15 protein-coding genes and 1 pseudogene are annotated in these 16112 nt (G+C 66.7%); 8 read left to right on the top strand and 8 right to left on the bottom strand.

The window, feature by feature from the left end; genetic code table 11:
* The first annotated feature begins 260 nt into the window (after positions 1-260).
* Positions 261-395: pseudogene (locus V9F06_02790) on the top strand (IS5/IS1182 family transposase).
* A gap of 60 nt (positions 396-455) precedes the next feature.
* Here the strand turns inward: V9F06_02790 and V9F06_02785 are convergent.
* From V9F06_02785 to V9F06_02770, 4 genes are all read right to left on the bottom strand, one after another.
* A complete protein-coding gene (locus tag V9F06_02785) occupies positions 456-773 on the bottom strand; it encodes a hypothetical protein (GenBank protein MEI2616554.1) in 318 nt (105 codons plus the stop codon).
* Positions 748-1560 (bottom strand): carbon-nitrogen hydrolase family protein, encoded by an 813-nt coding sequence (locus V9F06_02780; GenBank protein MEI2616553.1) that lies wholly within the window; start codon positions 1558-1560, stop codon positions 748-750. Before V9F06_02780 ends, V9F06_02785 begins: the two co-directional genes overlap by 26 nt.
* Before the next feature lie 158 nt (positions 1561-1718).
* The gene (locus V9F06_02775) at positions 1719-1898 is read right to left on the bottom strand and encodes a hypothetical protein (protein ID MEI2616552.1); all 180 of its coding nucleotides are present in this window, start codon (positions 1896-1898) and stop codon (positions 1719-1721) included.
* Positions 1864-3945, bottom strand: a complete 2082-nt coding sequence (locus V9F06_02770; GenBank protein ID MEI2616551.1) for a hypothetical protein — start codon at positions 3943-3945, stop codon at positions 1864-1866. Before V9F06_02770 ends, V9F06_02775 begins: the two co-directional genes overlap by 35 nt.
* A 73-nt stretch (positions 3946-4018) precedes the next feature.
* Between V9F06_02770 and V9F06_02765 the strand changes: the two genes are divergently transcribed.
* Positions 4019-4897, top strand: coding sequence for an aminoglycoside phosphotransferase family protein (locus V9F06_02765; GenBank protein ID MEI2616550.1), 879 nt, complete (start codon positions 4019-4021; stop codon positions 4895-4897).
* 5 nt (positions 4898-4902) lie between these two features.
* Here V9F06_02765 and V9F06_02760 read toward each other — a convergent pair whose 3' ends face one another.
* Positions 4903-5136: a type II toxin-antitoxin system HicB family antitoxin gene (locus V9F06_02760; protein MEI2616549.1), complete on the bottom strand. Its 234-nt coding sequence runs from the start codon at positions 5134-5136 to the stop codon at positions 4903-4905.
* Between the two features lie 90 nt (positions 5137-5226).
* Positions 5227-6042 (bottom strand): hypothetical protein, encoded by an 816-nt coding sequence (locus V9F06_02755; GenBank protein ID MEI2616548.1) that lies wholly within the window; start codon positions 6040-6042, stop codon positions 5227-5229.
* Between the two features lie 182 nt (positions 6043-6224).
* On the opposite strand from V9F06_02755, the gene V9F06_02750 reads away from it, so the two are divergent.
* From V9F06_02750 to V9F06_02725, 6 genes are all read left to right on the top strand, one after another.
* Positions 6225-8657: a 1-deoxy-D-xylulose-5-phosphate synthase N-terminal domain-containing protein gene (locus tag V9F06_02750; GenBank protein MEI2616547.1), complete on the top strand. Its 2433-nt coding sequence runs from the start codon at positions 6225-6227 to the stop codon at positions 8655-8657.
* Positions 8658-8696: 39 nt separating this feature from the next.
* Positions 8697-9302 (top strand): Uma2 family endonuclease, encoded by a 606-nt coding sequence (locus V9F06_02745; protein ID MEI2616546.1) that lies wholly within the window; start codon positions 8697-8699, stop codon positions 9300-9302.
* Positions 9303-9444: 142 nt separating this feature from the next.
* Complete coding sequence (locus V9F06_02740; GenBank protein MEI2616545.1) at positions 9445-9867, top strand: type II toxin-antitoxin system HicB family antitoxin; 423 nt, start codon at positions 9445-9447, stop codon at positions 9865-9867.
* 15 nt (positions 9868-9882) lie between these two features.
* Positions 9883-10590: a DsbA family protein gene (locus V9F06_02735; GenBank protein ID MEI2616544.1), complete on the top strand. Its 708-nt coding sequence runs from the start codon at positions 9883-9885 to the stop codon at positions 10588-10590.
* 142 nt (positions 10591-10732) lie between these two features.
* The gene (locus V9F06_02730) at positions 10733-12670 is read left to right on the top strand and encodes a peptide ABC transporter substrate-binding protein (GenBank protein MEI2616543.1); all 1938 of its coding nucleotides are present in this window, start codon (positions 10733-10735) and stop codon (positions 12668-12670) included.
* Positions 12671-12791: 121 nt separating this feature from the next.
* On the top strand, positions 12792-13592 hold the full coding sequence (locus V9F06_02725; protein ID MEI2616542.1) for a class I SAM-dependent methyltransferase: 801 nt from the start codon (positions 12792-12794) through the stop codon (positions 13590-13592).
* Positions 13593-13631: 39 nt separating this feature from the next.
* Here V9F06_02725 and V9F06_02720 read toward each other — a convergent pair whose 3' ends face one another.
* Both V9F06_02720 and V9F06_02715 read right to left on the bottom strand, forming a co-directional pair.
* Positions 13632-15017 carry a dipeptidase gene (locus V9F06_02720; protein MEI2616541.1) on the bottom strand — a complete coding sequence of 462 codons (1386 nt, stop codon included), beginning with the start codon at positions 15015-15017 and terminating at the stop codon, positions 13632-13634.
* Positions 15018-15047: 30 nt separating this feature from the next.
* Positions 15048-16049 (bottom strand): DMT family transporter, encoded by a 1002-nt coding sequence (locus tag V9F06_02715; GenBank protein ID MEI2616540.1) that lies wholly within the window; start codon positions 16047-16049, stop codon positions 15048-15050.
* Between the last annotated feature and the right edge of the window lie 63 nt (positions 16050-16112).

The following is a 16112-nucleotide window of genomic DNA, read 5'->3' as shown; positions in this document are numbered from 1 at the left end:
CTACATCCGGTTCCGACGCTGGCAGCAGGCAAGGATTGGGGACTGCGTGTTGGCTGCGTTGCAGCGCCTGACGGACGCCGACGAAATCGTGAAATGGACCCTGCACTTCGTGGACAGTACGGTCATCCGAGCGCACCAGCACGCCGCCGGGGAAGCCTCTCGACCAAGTTCCACCTGCGAACCGAGCGCGGCGGCAACGCATTGATCGAGGTGCTGACTGGCAGCGAGTGTCATGAGCAGACGGCGCTTCCCACTCTGATGGAGCACGGGGCGGTCCGGCGGGCCGGGAACCGCTACCGAGCTTCGACCGCGATGCGTACTGCGAGCGCAACGTTGTCGAACGCCTGATCAATCGGCTCAAATGGTTCCAGCGGGTAGCTACGCGCTACGAGAAGTGAGTCGCCGACTACCGGGCGATGGTGAAGTTCGCCGCAATCCCGCTCTGCTTGTTCTGCCTACGGATTGCCGGTATCGTCAGTCGGGCCGAGACCGCTGTGCGTCACGGCGCCGCTTGTTGCTCCCTTTCGGAGGTTACCGTCTGGTAGGGCGGCGATCGGCGCGCCGACCGCGCGCCCGTCGAGTCCGGCACCCGTCGCCGCCGTGCCTCCGGTCTCCACCATTCGCTCCAGCGGCTGACGGTTGACCAGCAACTGGAAGACGTCCGGGCGGGAGTAGTGGCCGCCGACGTCGCAGGCGACTTTCGCGGCGTAAACGGCCTCCAGCGTGACCCGCGCCGTCAGGATGGTCTCACCCTCGGCGGGGCCGGCGATCACCTCGCCGCGCGGGTCGATGATGCAGGCTGTCGCCGGTAAGGGCCCACGACCCAATCAGCTCATGGTACCGCTCGGGGATGTCTTCGCTCCTCAGCAGGCCGGCAGAGAGGATAACGTAGGCGCCCGCCTGGGAGGCGAATGCCCGCGACAGGAGGAGCTGGCGTGCCCACATCGAGTCAGGCGACTGCGGGGCCGGATTGATCTCCATGCCCGGCCAGGCCGCGACATGAATCTGGGTTCCCTGTGCCATCAACGCATAGCCGGGGAGGAGGATGTTGTGTTCCCAACAGTTCAACCCGCTTATTCGGCCGTACGGTCGCTCGTGGACCATCAGGCCCGACGCGTCCCCCTCGCCCCAGACCGCCCGCTCCATGCCCGTCGGCTTGAGCTTGCGGTGGCGGCCCACGATCACCCCCTCGCGCCCGATGAAGAGCAGTGTGCAGTAGGCGGTTCCCCTGGTGATCGGGTCGAGCTCCAGGACGCCAATCACCACGTCGATGCCAGCGCGACGGGCGGCCTGGCAGAGCCGGTCGGTGGTCGGGCTCGGAATCTCCACAGCGTTTGCGAGGTACTCAGCGGCCGCCTTCCACCAGAGCACCGAGGGATTGCTCTCCCATACGAACACGGGGTATCCTGGCAGCCAGCACTCCCCGAAAGCGGCGAGCGACGCGCCGGCCCGTCCCGCCTCAGCGATCAGCCGGCAGGCCTTCTCGGTCGACGCCTCGCGGTCGAAGAGGACGGGCGCCGCCTGCACGGCCGCCAAGGTGAACTCCGGGTACACGGTCATAGCCGTTCCTCCCAGTGTCAAAAGAGACCGTCAGTATACCGCAACCACGTGAATATGTCGAGTCGGGACGCTCCGTTCCCGTTGTCGAACGGTATCGCTTACCTGCTCCCGAGCGCCGCCTCGGTGCCATCCACCTTGCCGACACGCTCTAGCCCGCGTCATGGGTTCGGCAGCAGATCCCGGATCCACGGGTAGCGGAAGTACTCGGCGTAGAGCGGGCGCAGGTCGACCGGGCTATGCGACTGGAAGACCGACAGCATCTCGACCGGCGTCACGATCCCGAATGAATAGCGCCGGTAGACATCACGCCAGGCGTCCCAGAAGGCGTCCCAGCCCATCTGCCAGGCCATCTGGTAATAGAAGCGCGCGCCCTGCTCGTAGATCGAGTAGTACCACTGCCGGCCCTGCGCAGCCCGCAGCTCGATCGCGTCGGCGTCGAGCCAGAACTGATACCCCTCGGCCGGCGGCGACGGCACCTCGGTGAACCCGGTCGGCACGCCGCGTTCGAAGAACTCGGCGCCCCCCTCGTCGATCCAGCCATCGACCAGCGTCCGGTTCCCGATCACTGCATAGAGCCACTGGTGGGCGACCTCGTGAACGATCAGCCGGTCGAATGGGGCATACGCGCCGTTGATGTAGATCAGCCCGGGAAACTCCAGCTCCGCCCGGCATCCGTGGCCCAACGTCGACGATGCTCAGCGTCGGGTACGGGTATGGCCCCAGCAGACCCGACATCGCCGACACCGTCTCCTCAGCCGCCGCGAACGCCGCCGAGGCTGCGCCGCCCGGGCTGGCGGGGTGGCTGTAGTACAGCGCCGTCGTGCCGTCCGAGAGCGTGGTCGACTGGACTGCGAACCGCCGGGAGAGAACAAGCGCGAAATCGCGGACATCCGTCGCCGCCATCTCGTGACGCACGCGACCGCCACCCAGGCTCGACTGTCCCGTCTCGACGCCGGTATGGGCGACGATGACATCGGAGGCTGCGTCCACCGTCACCTGGTAGTTGGCAGCCCGCGACTGCGAGGGGTCGAGCGTGTCGGAGAAGACATGCCGGTCGGAGATGATCGGGAACCAGTAGCCGAGGCGCAGCACGCCGCTATCCAGCGAGGTCCCGCCCCAGCCACTCGCCTCCATGCCGACCGAGAGTCGGAAGTCAACGGCAACGGTGAACGGCGTCGCCAGCCCGGCCGGCAGCGGCACGCCGAGGATGAAGCCACCGTCGATCCACTCCGGGTCGACCGGCTGGCCGGCGACGCGCAGCGCGTCCAGCGTGAAGTAGCCGTAGGCGGCCGGCACGACCTGCAGGTACAGCTTGCCGGGCTGCGGCTCGTTGAAGCGGGCGATATCGATCTCGGCCAACGCCGTCACCGCTCCGGTGTCGACGTTGGCCTCGCTGATGTGCAGCCGATAGGTCGCGTCAAGGTCGGGGATGTCGATCTCCTGCCCGGCCGGGACCCATTCGGGCATGGCGGGGAGCTGCCAGCGCGGCGGCGACTGTGGGGATGCGCCGCCGTAGCGCCACTGGTAGTAGTGCCGGCCGACGTTGCCCATCTCGACCTGCCAGCCGGCCGGGTTGGCCGGCGTGTACGTCAGCACCCGGCGCTCGAACGGCTGGACCAGCACCCACTGCTCGACCCCGCCGACGGGGACCCACGCCCACGCGGCCTCGGCGATCGGGTATCCGGTCGCATAGTACGGATTGGCGAAGAGCGCTCCGCGTGTTCTGTACGTCCGCTCGACGATCGTGCCACTGCTGGTGAGGTAGTCCCAGAAGACGCTGGCGACGCGGTGGCCGGTCGGCTCGGCCAGCGGCCCGGCGGTGACGGCGTGGCTATCAGCGACGCAGCAGCTTGTCGAGCCGTCGCGAGCGATCGTCCGCGCGATCGCCTCGCCTGCCGCGGAGGCCGGCGCGTCGAGCAACCCCGCGAAGCTGGCGTAGGTCGGCGAGGTTGTCGCCAGCGGATCACCGGCGATATTGACCGCGGCCGGCCCACGCTGCTGCCACTGCTGGTCGCCGGTCTGCATCGCGCCAGTGATCAGCTCGCGAGCCAGCAAGCCGTTGGTGACGAACCAGATGTCGGCCGGGTCGTGGCTGGGGTCGTTGATCTCCATCCGGCTCTTGTCGAAGTACTGCGCCAACCGGACACCGCCCGGCGCGTCGGCGTACGGCTCGCCGGCCGGGCCACTGAACGGCTCCGGCCCCCAGACCCAGGTGCGCGACACGGCCGTCGCCGCGACGGGCTCGTCGGTCCGCTCCCAGGTGCGCTGGAAGAACGCGTTCGCTGGCTCGGCGGCCAGCGCCGGCCGCGCCGGGACGGCGGAGATCAGCATCGGCAGCAGTGTTGCGACAGCGAGCAGCAGCCGGAAGGCCGGTCTTGATAGCATGGGCTCGATCACCTCGACAGTTAGCAAACAACGGATGTCGCATCACTGTAGCAGAGGGAGCACACCGAGCGTCGTGAGCAAACCGGACGATTCCATTACAAAGGAAGTGGGCACGTCATCCCCCATCGACCCAGGCGCAATCCTCGCCGCACTGGGAGTCACCCGAGCCGAGACCATCACCCCGGTTCTCGGAGGGCAGGATGCCGCGCTCTTCCGCGTCGAGCTCGAGGTCGACACGTTTGCCCTGCGTGTCTTTCGGCCGGGGGACGAGGCCGCAAGCGCGCGAGAAGTCACGGTGATGCGCGCTGTGGGTGAGGCAGGCATCGCTGTCCCGAAGGTGCATGCTGCCGGCGTCTGGCAGCGCCGTCCCGCGCTGCTACTGGAATGGCGGCCGGGACGCACAATCGCTGAGGCGGCTATCGCCGAGCCAGAGCGCGCCGAGCCGCTCGGCGTCGCCGCCGGTCGGGTTCTTGCTCGCCTGCACGCGGTCGAGCCACCGGACGCCATCAGCGATCGCTCGTGGCTCGACTGGTTCGCCATCCCCGACGCGCTCGGCCGGGCACTGGTCGCCGCCGCGGGGCCGGCCCGGCTGCTGCACCTCGACTACCATCCGCTCAACCTGCTGGCCGACGGCGACGACATCACCGCCGTGCTCGACTGGGCCAACGCCCGCTCCGGCGACCCACGGGCAGACCTCGCCCGGTCGATCGCCATCCTGCGCCTCGGCGTCGATGAAGCGCTGGTCGATGTCGGCCCGGTCGTTTCCGCGTTCGAGCGTGGACTGATCGACGGGTACGTCGAGTCGGCCGGTCCTCTGGTGGAGATGCCGGTCTTTCTCGCCTGGGCCGGCCACGGCATGCTCCACGACCTCGCCCAGCGCCTCACGCCCGAAAAGCGCGCCCGCATCCTCGCCTGGACGGCGGAACGCGAGCGCGAGGCGGGGGTGACGTAAGCCGATCAGGCAGTCATGCGGCCGTAGTAACGCGGACGCGGCAGCGGCTCGCCATGCTGGATCGCCGACTCGATCAGCAGCTCGATCACCGCCAGACCATTCCGGGCCGCCGCCTCATAGGTGTCGCCGTGGGTGACCGGGCCGAAGACCCGCTCTTCCCATGCAGGGAGAGTCACGAGGAACGCCTGATCGTCGTCGGGCCACTGGATCAGCATCGTGTAGTTCGGCCCATCAGTCATCGTTCCTCCCTCTTCATGGTGTCTCGCACCGCGCGAAAGAGCGGTGGCCGAGAAACCCGGCCACCGTGACGGTCGGCTAACCGCGCGCCGCTACTCGAACGTCACCTCCCACTCCCCGGTTGCCTTCACCTCGATGACGACGGTGTCGCGGTTGACGATGACGCGACCGTCATACGGGTCCGTCGTATTGACGAGCAGGTCGTAACGCTTCCCGTGGCCAATCACACCGAAATACCGTCCTTCGGCGTTCCCAACGATGTGCGCAGTATCGGGCTCGCCATCGAGAAGCAGGACGTCGTCACCGGCGCCAGATGTCGTTCCTGGGACCGCCGCAGCGCGTGCCATTGCCAGTGGCCGGACCTCGATCGTCCAGTCACCCTGCGCTTCGACCTGCAGCCGGGTCGTCGTTTGACCCTTCCGCGCGTCGAGCAGCGTGATGCCATCGTATGGATCGGTCGTGTTCACAAGGAGGTCGGTCTGCTTCCCCGCCTCATCGAAACCGGTAACACCGAAGTAGCTTGATTCGGCATTGCCGACGACATGGACGATAACGACGGCATCGAGACCGCCCGGCTTCTCGATCGCAACCACGTCAGACCCGGACCCCGAGTACGCCTTCGGTTCGGGCAGCGGCGTCGGTGTCGGCGGGATCGGCGTCGGGGTTGGCGGCTCAGGGGTTGCCGTCGGCGGCTTTGGCGTCGCCGTCGCCTTCGGGGTCTCGGTCGCCTTGGCCGGCTTCGGAGTCTTCGTCGCCTTGGCCGGCTTTGGCGTCTTCGTCGCTGCAGCCTCCGCGGCGGGCGTGCCCGAGCCCGAACCCGAACCCGCCGTCCCCTCGGTTGTCGACTCGCAGGCGACAAGCGACAGGGCAACCAACAAGACGAGAATCAACGACACCAGTCGCTTCATGGGATTCCTCCCTCTTCTTTCTTCAAGCGGCTCTGGAACCCACCGTAGCAACCGAGAGGGAAGACATGACTTCCCGTCACAATCACACTACCGAGCGGTTGTCCGTGTCGTGCCGATAGCGGACAATCTGTTATGGATGGCCGCTAGAAATCTCGACCCGCCTCACATAAAAGGAGACCGGCATGGCACAGGGGATGGCACACGCCACGGAGATCATCGATATTAGCCAGCTGCTCGGTGATGAGCGCCCGCTCTCACAGGAGCAGCTGGCTGTTCTCGACACGATCCAGAAACGCATCCTCTGGCTCTCGACCCAGATCATCAACCACGCCAACCACGTCCGGCCCAACGTCGACGGCCTCAAGGTCGGCGGCCACCAGGCTTCCTCCGCCTCGGTCGTCTCGATCCTCACCGCGCTCTATTTCCACTCGCTGAAGCAGGGCGACCGTGTCTCGATCAAGCCGCACGCATCGCCGGCCTACCATTCCATCCAGTACCTGCTCGGCCAGCTCGACCCCGGATACCTGACGACGCTCCGCGAGTACAAGGGGCTGCAGTCGTACCCCAGCCGGACGAAAGACCCGGACCCGGTCGACTTCTCGACCGGCTCGGTCGGCCTCGGCGCGGTCGCACCGCTGTTCGCCGCGCTGGCGCACCGCTACGCCCACGAGCACTTCGGCGAGGTGACCTCCAATCGCTTCATCGCCCTGGTCGGCGACGCCGAGCTGGACGAGGGCAACATCTGGGAGGCGCTGATCGAGGAGTCGCTGGCCTGGGTCGGCAACGTGCTGTGGATCATCGATCTCAACCGCCAGTCGCTCGACCGCGTCATTCCCGGAATCCGGGCCACCCGGCTGAAGCACCTGTTCGCCAACGCTGGCTGGCGGGTGATCGAGACGAAGTACGGCCATCATCTGCGCGAGGCGTTCGCCCGACCCGGCGGCGAGGCGCTGCGTCAGGCGATCGACGACATGGACAACGAGGAGTACCAGATCCTCATCCGGCTGCCGGGGGAGACGCTGCGTCCGCGGCTGATCCGCCGCGGCGGCGTCGACAACGCCGATATCGCCCGCGTCATCAAGGATGTGCCGGACGCCGAGCTGCCCGGCCTGCTGGCCAATCTCGGCGGCCACGACCTGGGCGATCTCGTCGGCGCGATCGAGGAAGCGCTGGCGCCGGGCGACCGGCCGACCGTGCTGTTCGCCTACACGATCAAGGGCTGGAATCTCCCGTTCGCCGGCGAGGCGCTGAACCACTCGGCGCTGCTCAATCCCAACCAGCTCGAGCCACTGCGCGAGGCACTCGGCATCCCGGCCGATGAGGCGTGGTCGCGGTTCGACCCCGCTTCGGCCGAGGGGCAGCTCTGCGCCGCGTCGTGGGAGCAGCTGTACGCGGGCGACACCGTGCCGGCCCCGCCGGTGCGGGCCGAGCGGATCCCGGCGCATATCGGGCACAACCGGACGAAGGCGACCTCGACCCAGGAGGCGCTCGGCCGGCTGCTCACCCAGCTTGCCGATATCCCGGAGGTCGGCAAGCGCATCGTCACCGCCTCGCCCGACGTCGCCGTCTCGACCAATCTCGGCGGCTGGATCAACAAGCTCGGCGTCTTCGCGTCGCGGGCAGCGCCGGTCTACGACGAGGGACCGAAGCTGCTGCGCTGGGAGCCGAAGCCGAGCGGCCAGCACATCGAGCTGGGCATCTCCGAGATGAACCTGTTCATGTGGCTGTCGATGTTCGGCCTGTCGCACGAGTTGAGCGGCCAGCTACTCTTCCCGATCGGCACCGTCTACGACCCGTTCGTCTGTCGCGGGCTGGACGCCTTCATCTATGGCGTCTACAGCAAGTCGAAGTTCATCGTCGCGGGAACGCCGTCCGGCATCTCGCTGGCGCCAGAGGGCGGCAACCACCAGTCGACGATCACGCCGTCGATCGGCATGGAGCTGCCGAACGTCATGTACTACGAGCCGACCTTCGCCCAGGACATGGAGTGGATCCTGCTGGAGGGGTTGCGCCAGATCTGCGATCGCGAGCATGGCATCTCGACCTACCTGCGCCTCTCGACCGCGGATGTCGACCAGACGCTGTTCCAGCCGTCGCTCGACCGGTTCGGCCAGGATGAGTTGCGCCGCCAGGTGCTGGCCGGCGGCTACCGGATTATCGACGCCACGCTCGACGCGCCGGAGACCAACCCGGCCGACACCGTCCAGATTGTCAGCGCCGGGATCATGCTGCCGGAGGCGATTGCCGCGGCCCGGCAGCTCCACGACGAAGGTGTCGCGGCGAACGTGATCGCCCTCACCTCGCCGCAGAAGGTGTTCGACGGTTGGCAGAAGCGCCAGCGCCAGTCGATGGCCAACGGCGGCAAGCGCGAGCCGATCCACTTCGACACGCTGATCCCGCCGGCCGAGCGGCACGCGCCGATCGTCACCGTGCTCGACGGCGCGTCGCACGCGCTCTCCTGGCTCGGCAGCGTCTACGGCGCGCCATCGATCGCCCTCGGCGTCGACGAGTTTGGCCAGTCCGGCTCGCGCCCCGACCTCTACCGCCACTACGGCATCGACGCCGAGCACATCGCCAGCGCAGCCTTCGCCATGCTCGACGGGCGCGAGGGGTAGACGGAGTTCGACACGATACCCGGAGAGGAGCGCGCCAACATGACCGTCAGTGAGATCGACCTGTTGCTCCAATCCCGCGACGCTTCGTGGTGCTACGAGCGGTGGGAGCGACTGCCGGACGACGGCAATCGCTACGAAGTTATTGACGGGGTGCTGTACATGTCCACTGCGCCGAGCTACTGGCATCAACGCACCGTTGGTCGGTTGCACCAGCACGTCGCACTACCGCTGGAAACACGTGGTATTGCTGACGGTGTCATGGCGCCGGTCGGCGTCATCATGCCGGGCGCCGATCCTGTTCAGCCCGACTTCCTGCTGATTCGCCGAGAACGCGCGTCGATCATCGCCGGGGACGGCCGTATCCGTGGTGTGCCCGACCTGATCGCCGAGGTGCTATCGCCCAGCAACCCGGAGATGGACACCGTTGTCAAGCGCGCCGCCTACGCCCGGGCCGGCGTCCCCGAATACTGGATTGTCCGCCCAAGCCAGCGCGATGTCCTCGTCTGCTCTCACCCGGACGCCAGCCTGTCCGACTACACCGAGGTGCGCCAGTTCACGGCTGACGTCGAGCTGGTGTCGCCCACGCTGCCAATCCGCGTCCCGGTCGCGGCGTTGTTCGAGGGGTCGGGCGGGGCTGTCAGCTGACCATGGGCGCCGTGCCCACCCACGAACTCTCGCAACAGCTAGTGAACTGATATCGTCTCTAGTACTATAGCGATGGCGAAACATCGTGGGACGAAAAGCTGGTTCCGAGGATGCATGGGCTACTAGACCTGGGTGATTGACCATGAACACCTCAACACGCTTGACGCTCGATGAGTATCTCCACTTGGAGTATCCGTTCAACGTTCTTGCCGACCCCGATGGCGGGTACGTCATTGAGTTCCCAGACCTCAAGGGCTGCCTGACGCAAGCGGATTCGCTCGATGATGTTGCGCCGATGGCCGAAGGGGCGCGGTCGCTCTGGATCGAAGCGGCCTACGAGCACGGTATCGATATCCCCCTGCCCTCCTACCCCGAGGAGTACAGCGGCAAGTTCGTCGTGCGCCTGCCGCGCTCGCTGCACCGGCGGCTGGCCGAGTCGGCTGGGCGCGAGGGGGTGAGCCTGAACCAGTACGTCGTGATGCTGCTGTCGGGGGGCGACACCGAGCAGCGGATGACGAAGCGACTCGCGCAGGCGGAAGCGGTGGTACTCTCAACCACGAGTTGAGAAGGAGCGCCTGCCATGTCTACCGCCACGACGATCGAGATGTACGCCGATCTGTACTGCCCCTATGCCTACCTCGCGGCGTACCGGCTGAGGAAGCTGCGCGAGGAGTACGCCGGGCGGGTCGAGGTCGCGCATCGCTCGCTGGCGCTGGAGTACGTCAACCGCGAGACGACGCCGAAGCGGGTGCTCGACATGGAGCTGCCGATCCTGATGCTCGAGGAGCCGGACATCCCCTGGCAGCCGTGGGCCGCGCCGGACAGCGCCTGGCCGGTGACGATGTGGCCGGCCTTCGAGGCGGTGAAGTGCGCGGAGCGGCAGAGCCTGGCGCTGGCCGACGAGCTCGACTGGCGCATCCGCGTCGCCTTCTTCGGCGAGAGCCGCTGCGTCTCGATGCGCCACGTGCTGATCGAGCTGGCCGGCGAGGCGGGGCTGGACGTCGAGCGCTTCACCGTCGATTTCGACTCCGGCGTGGCGAAGCAGCAGGTCGTCGCCGAGGCCCGCGCCGGGTGGGAAACGGTGAAGGTCGATGGCAGCCCGACCTTCGTGCTGCCCGACGGCACGCAGATCAGCAACCCCGGCCTGCCGGAGGTCGATCTCGACGAGGAGCACGGGTTCCGCCCGCGCGCGATCCGGCCGGCCCCCTGCGCCGGAGACGCCTGCCTGGACGTCTACCGGAGGATGCTGGACCAGTCGATCGCCAGCGCCGGTCGGGCTACGCACTGATGATGATATCTGTATAAGCGGTTGCGCTCCTGCTCTCGGTCGGCTACCCTCTGTGGCGGACCCCCGGCCATAGCCAGGCCGGTCGGATCTGCGCGGCTCGGGATCGCTCGGGCCAAGAGGGGTAAGTCAGGAGACACACCGAATGACGGATCTTCGAGAGGATCTCGTGTCACTACAGCACGACGTCCTCGCCGGCCGTATGGACCGCCGGCAAATCCTCAAGCGTGGCGCGGCGCTCGGGCTGAGCGCCCCGGTGATTGCCGGCCTGCTGGCCGCCTGCGGAAGCGACGATAAGGCGACCTCGGTTCCCGCAACGAAGGAATCTGGCACGACCGGTGGGACGTCCGCAACCGCGACGACCGCCGAGTCGGCGGGCACCCCGGCCGGGACAGAGTCGACCCCCGAGGGCTCGACCTCCGGTGGTGGCGAGACGGCCGGCCACGGGCGTGGCGCTGGCGATCGGCTGCGATTGCTCGTCTGGCAGGCGCCGACAATCCTCAACAACCATTTCTCGCAGGGTGACAAGGACGGCCTCGCCTCCCGCCTCATCCTCGAGCCGCTGATCAACCTCGACATGGAGGGCAAGCCGCAGGCATGCCTGGCTGCCGAGGTTCCGACGCTCGAGAACGGCGGCATCGCGGCCGACGGCAAGAGCGTCACGTATAAGCTGAAGCAGGGCGTCACCTGGTCAGACGGCGAGCCGTTCACTGCCGAGGACGTCAAGTTCACCTGGCAGTTCGCGACGAACGCGGATGTCGCATCGACGACGTTCGCGACCTACAGCCTGATCTCCGACGTCGAGATTGTCGACGACCACACGGTGACGCTGAAGTTCGCAGAGCCGAATCCCGGGTGGTTCACGCCGTTCGCCGCCGCCTACTACGGCGCGGTCCTGCCGCAGCACCTGCTGAAGGATGTCCTCGGCGCGGCGGCGCGCAACGCTCCGTTCAACCTCAACCCGGTCGGCACTGGCCCCTACAAGGTCAAGGAGTTCCGACCCGGCGACACGGTCCTCTATGAGGTCAACGAGAATTACCGCGAGGCGGACAAGCCGTTCTTCAGCACCGTCGAGCTCAAGGGTGGTGGCGATGCCGTCGCCGCGGCTCGCGCGGTCCTCCAGACCGGCGAGACCGACTACTCGTGGAACCTGCAAGTCGAGAAGTCGGTCCTGGATCAGATGAAGACCGCGGCGACGACCGGCAGGGTGCAGGTGAACCCTGGCCTGAGCGTCGAACAGCTGCTGGTGAACTTCGCCGACCCGAACACCGAGGTCGACGGCGCTCGCTCGGAGCCGAGCACGAAGCACCCGTTCTTCTCTGACGATAAGGTCCGCGACGCGCTGCGGATGGCGACCGACCAGGACACGATCGCCGGCCAGCTCTACGGTGACGGCGGCTCGCCGACGGCGAACACACTCGTCGCACCGGCCCCGTTCAACTCGCCGAACACGTCGACCGAGTACGATCTGACCAAGGCCGCCGCCCTTCTCGACGAGGCCGGCGCCAAGCTGGATGGCAAGACGCGCAAGATGAACGGCAAGGAGCTGTCGCTCACCTTCATCACGACCACCAGCCCGATCCGCCAGAAGACCCAGGAGATCATCAAGCAGTCGTGGGAGCAGATCGGCGTCGCAGTCGAGCTGAAGGCGATCGACGCGGGCGTCTACTTCTCGTCCGACGCCGGCAACCCGGACACCGTTGCTCACTTCTACGCCGACATCTCGATGTTTACCAACGGCCCGACCAGCCCGTTCCCGCTGGACTACATGTCCGCGTTCAAGTCGAACGAGCCGGCGACCGACCTCGCCCAGAAGTCCAACAACTGGTCCGGCAACAACTACAATCGCTGGGTCAACGAGGACTTCAACAAGCTGTACGCCGAGGCGGCCACGGAGCTGGATTCGGATAAGCAGGCCAAGCTGTTCATCGCGATGAACGACCTGGTCATCAACGAGGTTGTCCGAATCGGCCTGGTCCACCGCGCCGGCCTGTCCGGCTTCTCGAACCGCATCAAGGGCCACACTCCCTCGTCGTGGGAGATGGCGGTCTACGACCTCGCCAACTGGTACGCAGAGAAGTAGCCTCCGCGCCGATACCCACCAGGCCCAGCGACGCCCCCGGCAGCTTGTCGGGGGCGTCGCGTCTTCTCGACATGCTATCCTGCCGGCCCGGTTTTCTACGGTTACCAAAGGAGCGCGTACGATGACCGATATCGTCGTCCCGGTCGAGGAGACCCGCGAGATCTGGGATGCCAAGGCGGATTACTGGGACACGCAGATGGGCGAGGGCAACCTGTTCCACCGCGAGCTCGTCGGTCCGGCGGTCGAGCGGTTGCTGGATATCCGGCCGGGCGAGCTGGTTCTCGATATCGCCTGCGGCAACGGGCAGCTTGCCCGCCGATTGGCGACACTCGGCGCGCGGGTCGTAGCGACCGACTTCAGCGCGCGTTTCCTCGCGCTCGCCCGCCAGCGTATCGAGACGTTGCCGGAGATCGCAGGCCAGATCGAGCTTCGTGAGGTTGACGCGACAGACCCCGGCCAACTTGCCGCGCTCGGCGATGGACGCTACGACGCCATCACCTGCCTGATGGGGTTGATGGACATGCCGGACATCGACCCGCTACTCGCCGCTGTGCCGCGGCTGATGCGGCCGGGCGGACGCTTCGTCCTCGCCGTCCAGCACCCGTGCTTCAACTCGAATGACGTGCGAATGGTCGTCGAGGAGGACGCAAACGGACGCCGAACCAGCTCGCTGAAGATCTCGCGCTACCTGACGCTGCCACCAGGGCGCGGGGTCGGGATGCCTGGGGAACCGGCCCCGCACTGGTATTTCCATCGCCCACTCAGCGAGCTGCTCGGCGTGGCGTTTCGCCACGGGCTGGTCATGGACGGAGTCGAGGAGCCGAGCTTCACCACCCCGCCCAACCCCGAACGCCCGCTCTCCTGGCTCAGCTACCCCGATATCCCGCCTGTCTTCGTCGCGCGTCTGCGGGTGATGGGGTGAGACTCGGGATACAGGCGTGAGGTCGAGATCAGCCCCGCCTCATCCCTCCGCCAACCGATTCAGCAAGGCGCAGTAGGCGCGCCGGCCCTGGACAAACGACTCCTGGATGCCGAAGCTCTCGTTCGGCGCGTGGACGCGGCTGCCCGGCATGCCGAATGAATAGAAGACCATGTCGGCGCCCAGCGCGGTCTGATAGACCTCGGCGACCGGCAGCGTTCCGCCGACGCGGACGACATATGGGTCGCGATCGTAGAGGTCGCCGAGCACTTCTTCGGCCGCTACCAGCGCCGGGTGATCGCGACGGATCATGAACGGGCGGGCCGAGCCGGGAAATGGGACGACCTCCGCCTTTGCGCCCGGCGGGCAGACGTTCTGGACGTGCTGCTGGATCGCGGCGAGGATCTTCTGTGGCTCCTGGTTCGCCACCAGCCGGCAAGTAATCTTGAAGTGCGCTTCGCATGGGGTGACGGTCTTGATCCCCTCACCCTGGAAGCCGCCCCAGAACCCGTTCAGATCGAGCGTCGGCCGGCCCCAGTTGCGCTCGATCGGCGTATAGCCGGGCTCGCCCCAGAGCGCGTCGATATCGAGGTCCGCCTTGTACTTCTCCTCGTCGAACGGCACTTCTGCGAACTCACGCTTCTCCTGTTCGGTCAGATCCCGAACGTCGTCGTAGAACCCCGGCACCGCCACCTTGCCCTCGGGCGTATGCATCGACGCGGCGATCTGGGCGGCGACCTGGACCGCGTTCGCGACCGTCGCGCCGAACCCGCCAGAGTGCATATCGGTGTTGGCCGTTCGGATATTCACCTGGCAGGCTGAAATGCCCTTCGAAGCGGTCGCGATCGACGGCGTGTCCGGTCCCCACTGGCCGCCATCGGCGCAGAGGACGACATCGCACGCCAGCAGATCGGCGTGATCTCGAATGAAGGCCGGCAGGTTCGGCGAGCCGATCTCCTCCTCACCTTCGATCGTGAACTTCAGGTTGATCGGCGGCTGCCCACCCTGCGTCTGGACCAGCGCCTCCAGCGCCTTGATCGGCAGGAACAGGTTGCCCTTGTCGTCGCTCGCGCCACGGGCGTAGACGAAGCCGTTCCGCACGGTCGGCTCGAATGGCGGCGACTCCCACAAGTCCAGCGGATCCGGAGGCTGGACATCGTAATGCCCGTAGATCAGGGCAGTCGGCTTGCTGGCATCGACGACCCACTCACCGTAGACGACAGGATTGCCGTTCGACGGCATGATCTCGACCTTTGGCACTCCGACCTCGCGGAGCGCTTCGGCCACCCATTCGGCGGCAGCGCGAACATCCCCCGCGTGCTGCGGTAGCGCGCTGACGCTGGGGATGCGCAACAGCTCGAACAGTTGCGCCAGATGCTCGTCATGATGCTCCGAGAGATAGCCCTCCCAGGCAGGACGTTCGGCCATTCTCAACTCCTCCGTTCGCGATCGATTCATCTATCGCCGCGCATCATACTCCGCAAGCCCATCGCTTGCGGCGGCGGCTGTCTCGCCGGGAAACTCACCGAACGATGTCGATCGGACCCGGCGACGCGAATTGGTGACGATCACCCCGGCAAGAATCGTCCCGCCACCCAGCAACAGCCAGGGGGTGATCGATTCACCCAGCAACAGCCACGCGGACAGGACACCGAAGAAGGGCACCAGGTAGATATAGACCGCCACCTGGGTCGGCTGCAGCCCACGAAGACCGCGGTACCAGAGGATGTAGGCGACGAAGATCGCCAGCACGCTCATCGTGAGCGCGGCCAACCATTCGGTCCTGCCGAAGGAGGCGATGTCGCCGGCGATGTCGAGGTTGAACACGAGGAGCGGCGAGAGCATCAACGCGCCGAGTATCGTCGTCAGGCCGGCAATCACGTGTGGCTCATACGTCTCGAGCAGCGGCTTGGCGAGCACCGTGTAGAAGGCCCAGCCGAACGGCGCGCAGACGAGGATCAGCACGCCGATCATGTTGTCGACCGAGAACTTCGCCCCGCTCCCGCCGAAGAGCAGCACGATGAGGAAGCCGGTCGCCGCCAGCCCGATGCCGGCCAGCTTGCGCCGCGTCAGCGCCTCGCCGAGCAGCAGTCTGCTGATCACCGTCGTGAAGATCGGGTTGCTGGTGACGATCAGGCTGGCCAGCGCCGCCGAGATGTAGCTCTGGCCATAGGTGATCGCCAGATTATTGATGACTACTCCGGCGAACGCGATCAGCGCCATCCGTCGCCAGATGCTGGCCGGGAACGACGGCACCGACGATCGCGTCAACGCGAGCAGCACGACGAAACAGGCTGACGAGAACCCGACCCGCAGCAGCAGGACGTGGATCGGGCCGATACGCTCGACGAGGTACTTCACGGCGACGAAGGTGACGCCCCAGAAGAGCGCGACCACCAGTAGCGATAGATGAACCAGCGCCGGGTGCCTTCGCAGCGTCGGCGCGAAACTGCCGGACATCGTCCGTAACCCCTCCCCCTTCGCCTCGGCACGCGCCGGGGCGCCCGGAGATTGTACGTCCGA

Source organism: Thermomicrobiales bacterium (assembly GCA_037045155.1).
GTDB lineage: Bacteria > Chloroflexota > Chloroflexia > Thermomicrobiales > CFX8 > JAMLIA01.
The sequence above is the reverse complement of the archived record's forward strand: the minus strand, read 5'-3'. Positions and strand labels throughout refer to the sequence as shown.

What these genes read in the sequence shown, in the direction of transcription:
- V9F06_02730 (MEI2616543.1), top strand. Translation starts at nt 10,733, where the DNA reads ATGACGGATCTTCGAGAGGATCTCGTGTCACTACAGCACGACGTCCTC.
- V9F06_02780 (MEI2616553.1), bottom strand. Translation starts at nt 1,560, where the DNA reads ATGACCGTGTACCCGGAGTTCACCTTGGCGGCCGTGCAGGCGGCGCCC.
- V9F06_02760 (MEI2616549.1), bottom strand. Translation starts at nt 5,136, where the DNA reads ATGACTGATGGGCCGAACTACACGATGCTGATCCAGTGGCCCGACGAC.
- V9F06_02720 (MEI2616541.1), bottom strand. Translation starts at nt 15,017, where the DNA reads ATGGCCGAACGTCCTGCCTGGGAGGGCTATCTCTCGGAGCATCATGAC.
- V9F06_02755 (MEI2616548.1), bottom strand. Translation starts at nt 6,042, where the DNA reads ATGAAGCGACTGGTGTCGTTGATTCTCGTCTTGTTGGTTGCCCTGTCG.
- V9F06_02745 (MEI2616546.1), top strand. Translation starts at nt 8,697, where the DNA reads ATGACCGTCAGTGAGATCGACCTGTTGCTCCAATCCCGCGACGCTTCG.
- V9F06_02740 (MEI2616545.1), top strand. Translation starts at nt 9,445, where the DNA reads ATGAACACCTCAACACGCTTGACGCTCGATGAGTATCTCCACTTGGAG.
- V9F06_02735 (MEI2616544.1), top strand. Translation starts at nt 9,883, where the DNA reads ATGTCTACCGCCACGACGATCGAGATGTACGCCGATCTGTACTGCCCC.
- V9F06_02725 (MEI2616542.1), top strand. Translation starts at nt 12,792, where the DNA reads ATGACCGATATCGTCGTCCCGGTCGAGGAGACCCGCGAGATCTGGGAT.
- V9F06_02715 (MEI2616540.1), bottom strand. Translation starts at nt 16,049, where the DNA reads ATGTCCGGCAGTTTCGCGCCGACGCTGCGAAGGCACCCGGCGCTGGTT.
- V9F06_02770 (MEI2616551.1), bottom strand. Translation starts at nt 3,945, where the DNA reads ATGCTATCAAGACCGGCCTTCCGGCTGCTGCTCGCTGTCGCAACACTG.
- V9F06_02775 (MEI2616552.1), bottom strand. Translation starts at nt 1,898, where the DNA reads ATGGGCTGGGACGCCTTCTGGGACGCCTGGCGTGATGTCTACCGGCGC.
- V9F06_02750 (MEI2616547.1), top strand. Translation starts at nt 6,225, where the DNA reads ATGGCACAGGGGATGGCACACGCCACGGAGATCATCGATATTAGCCAG.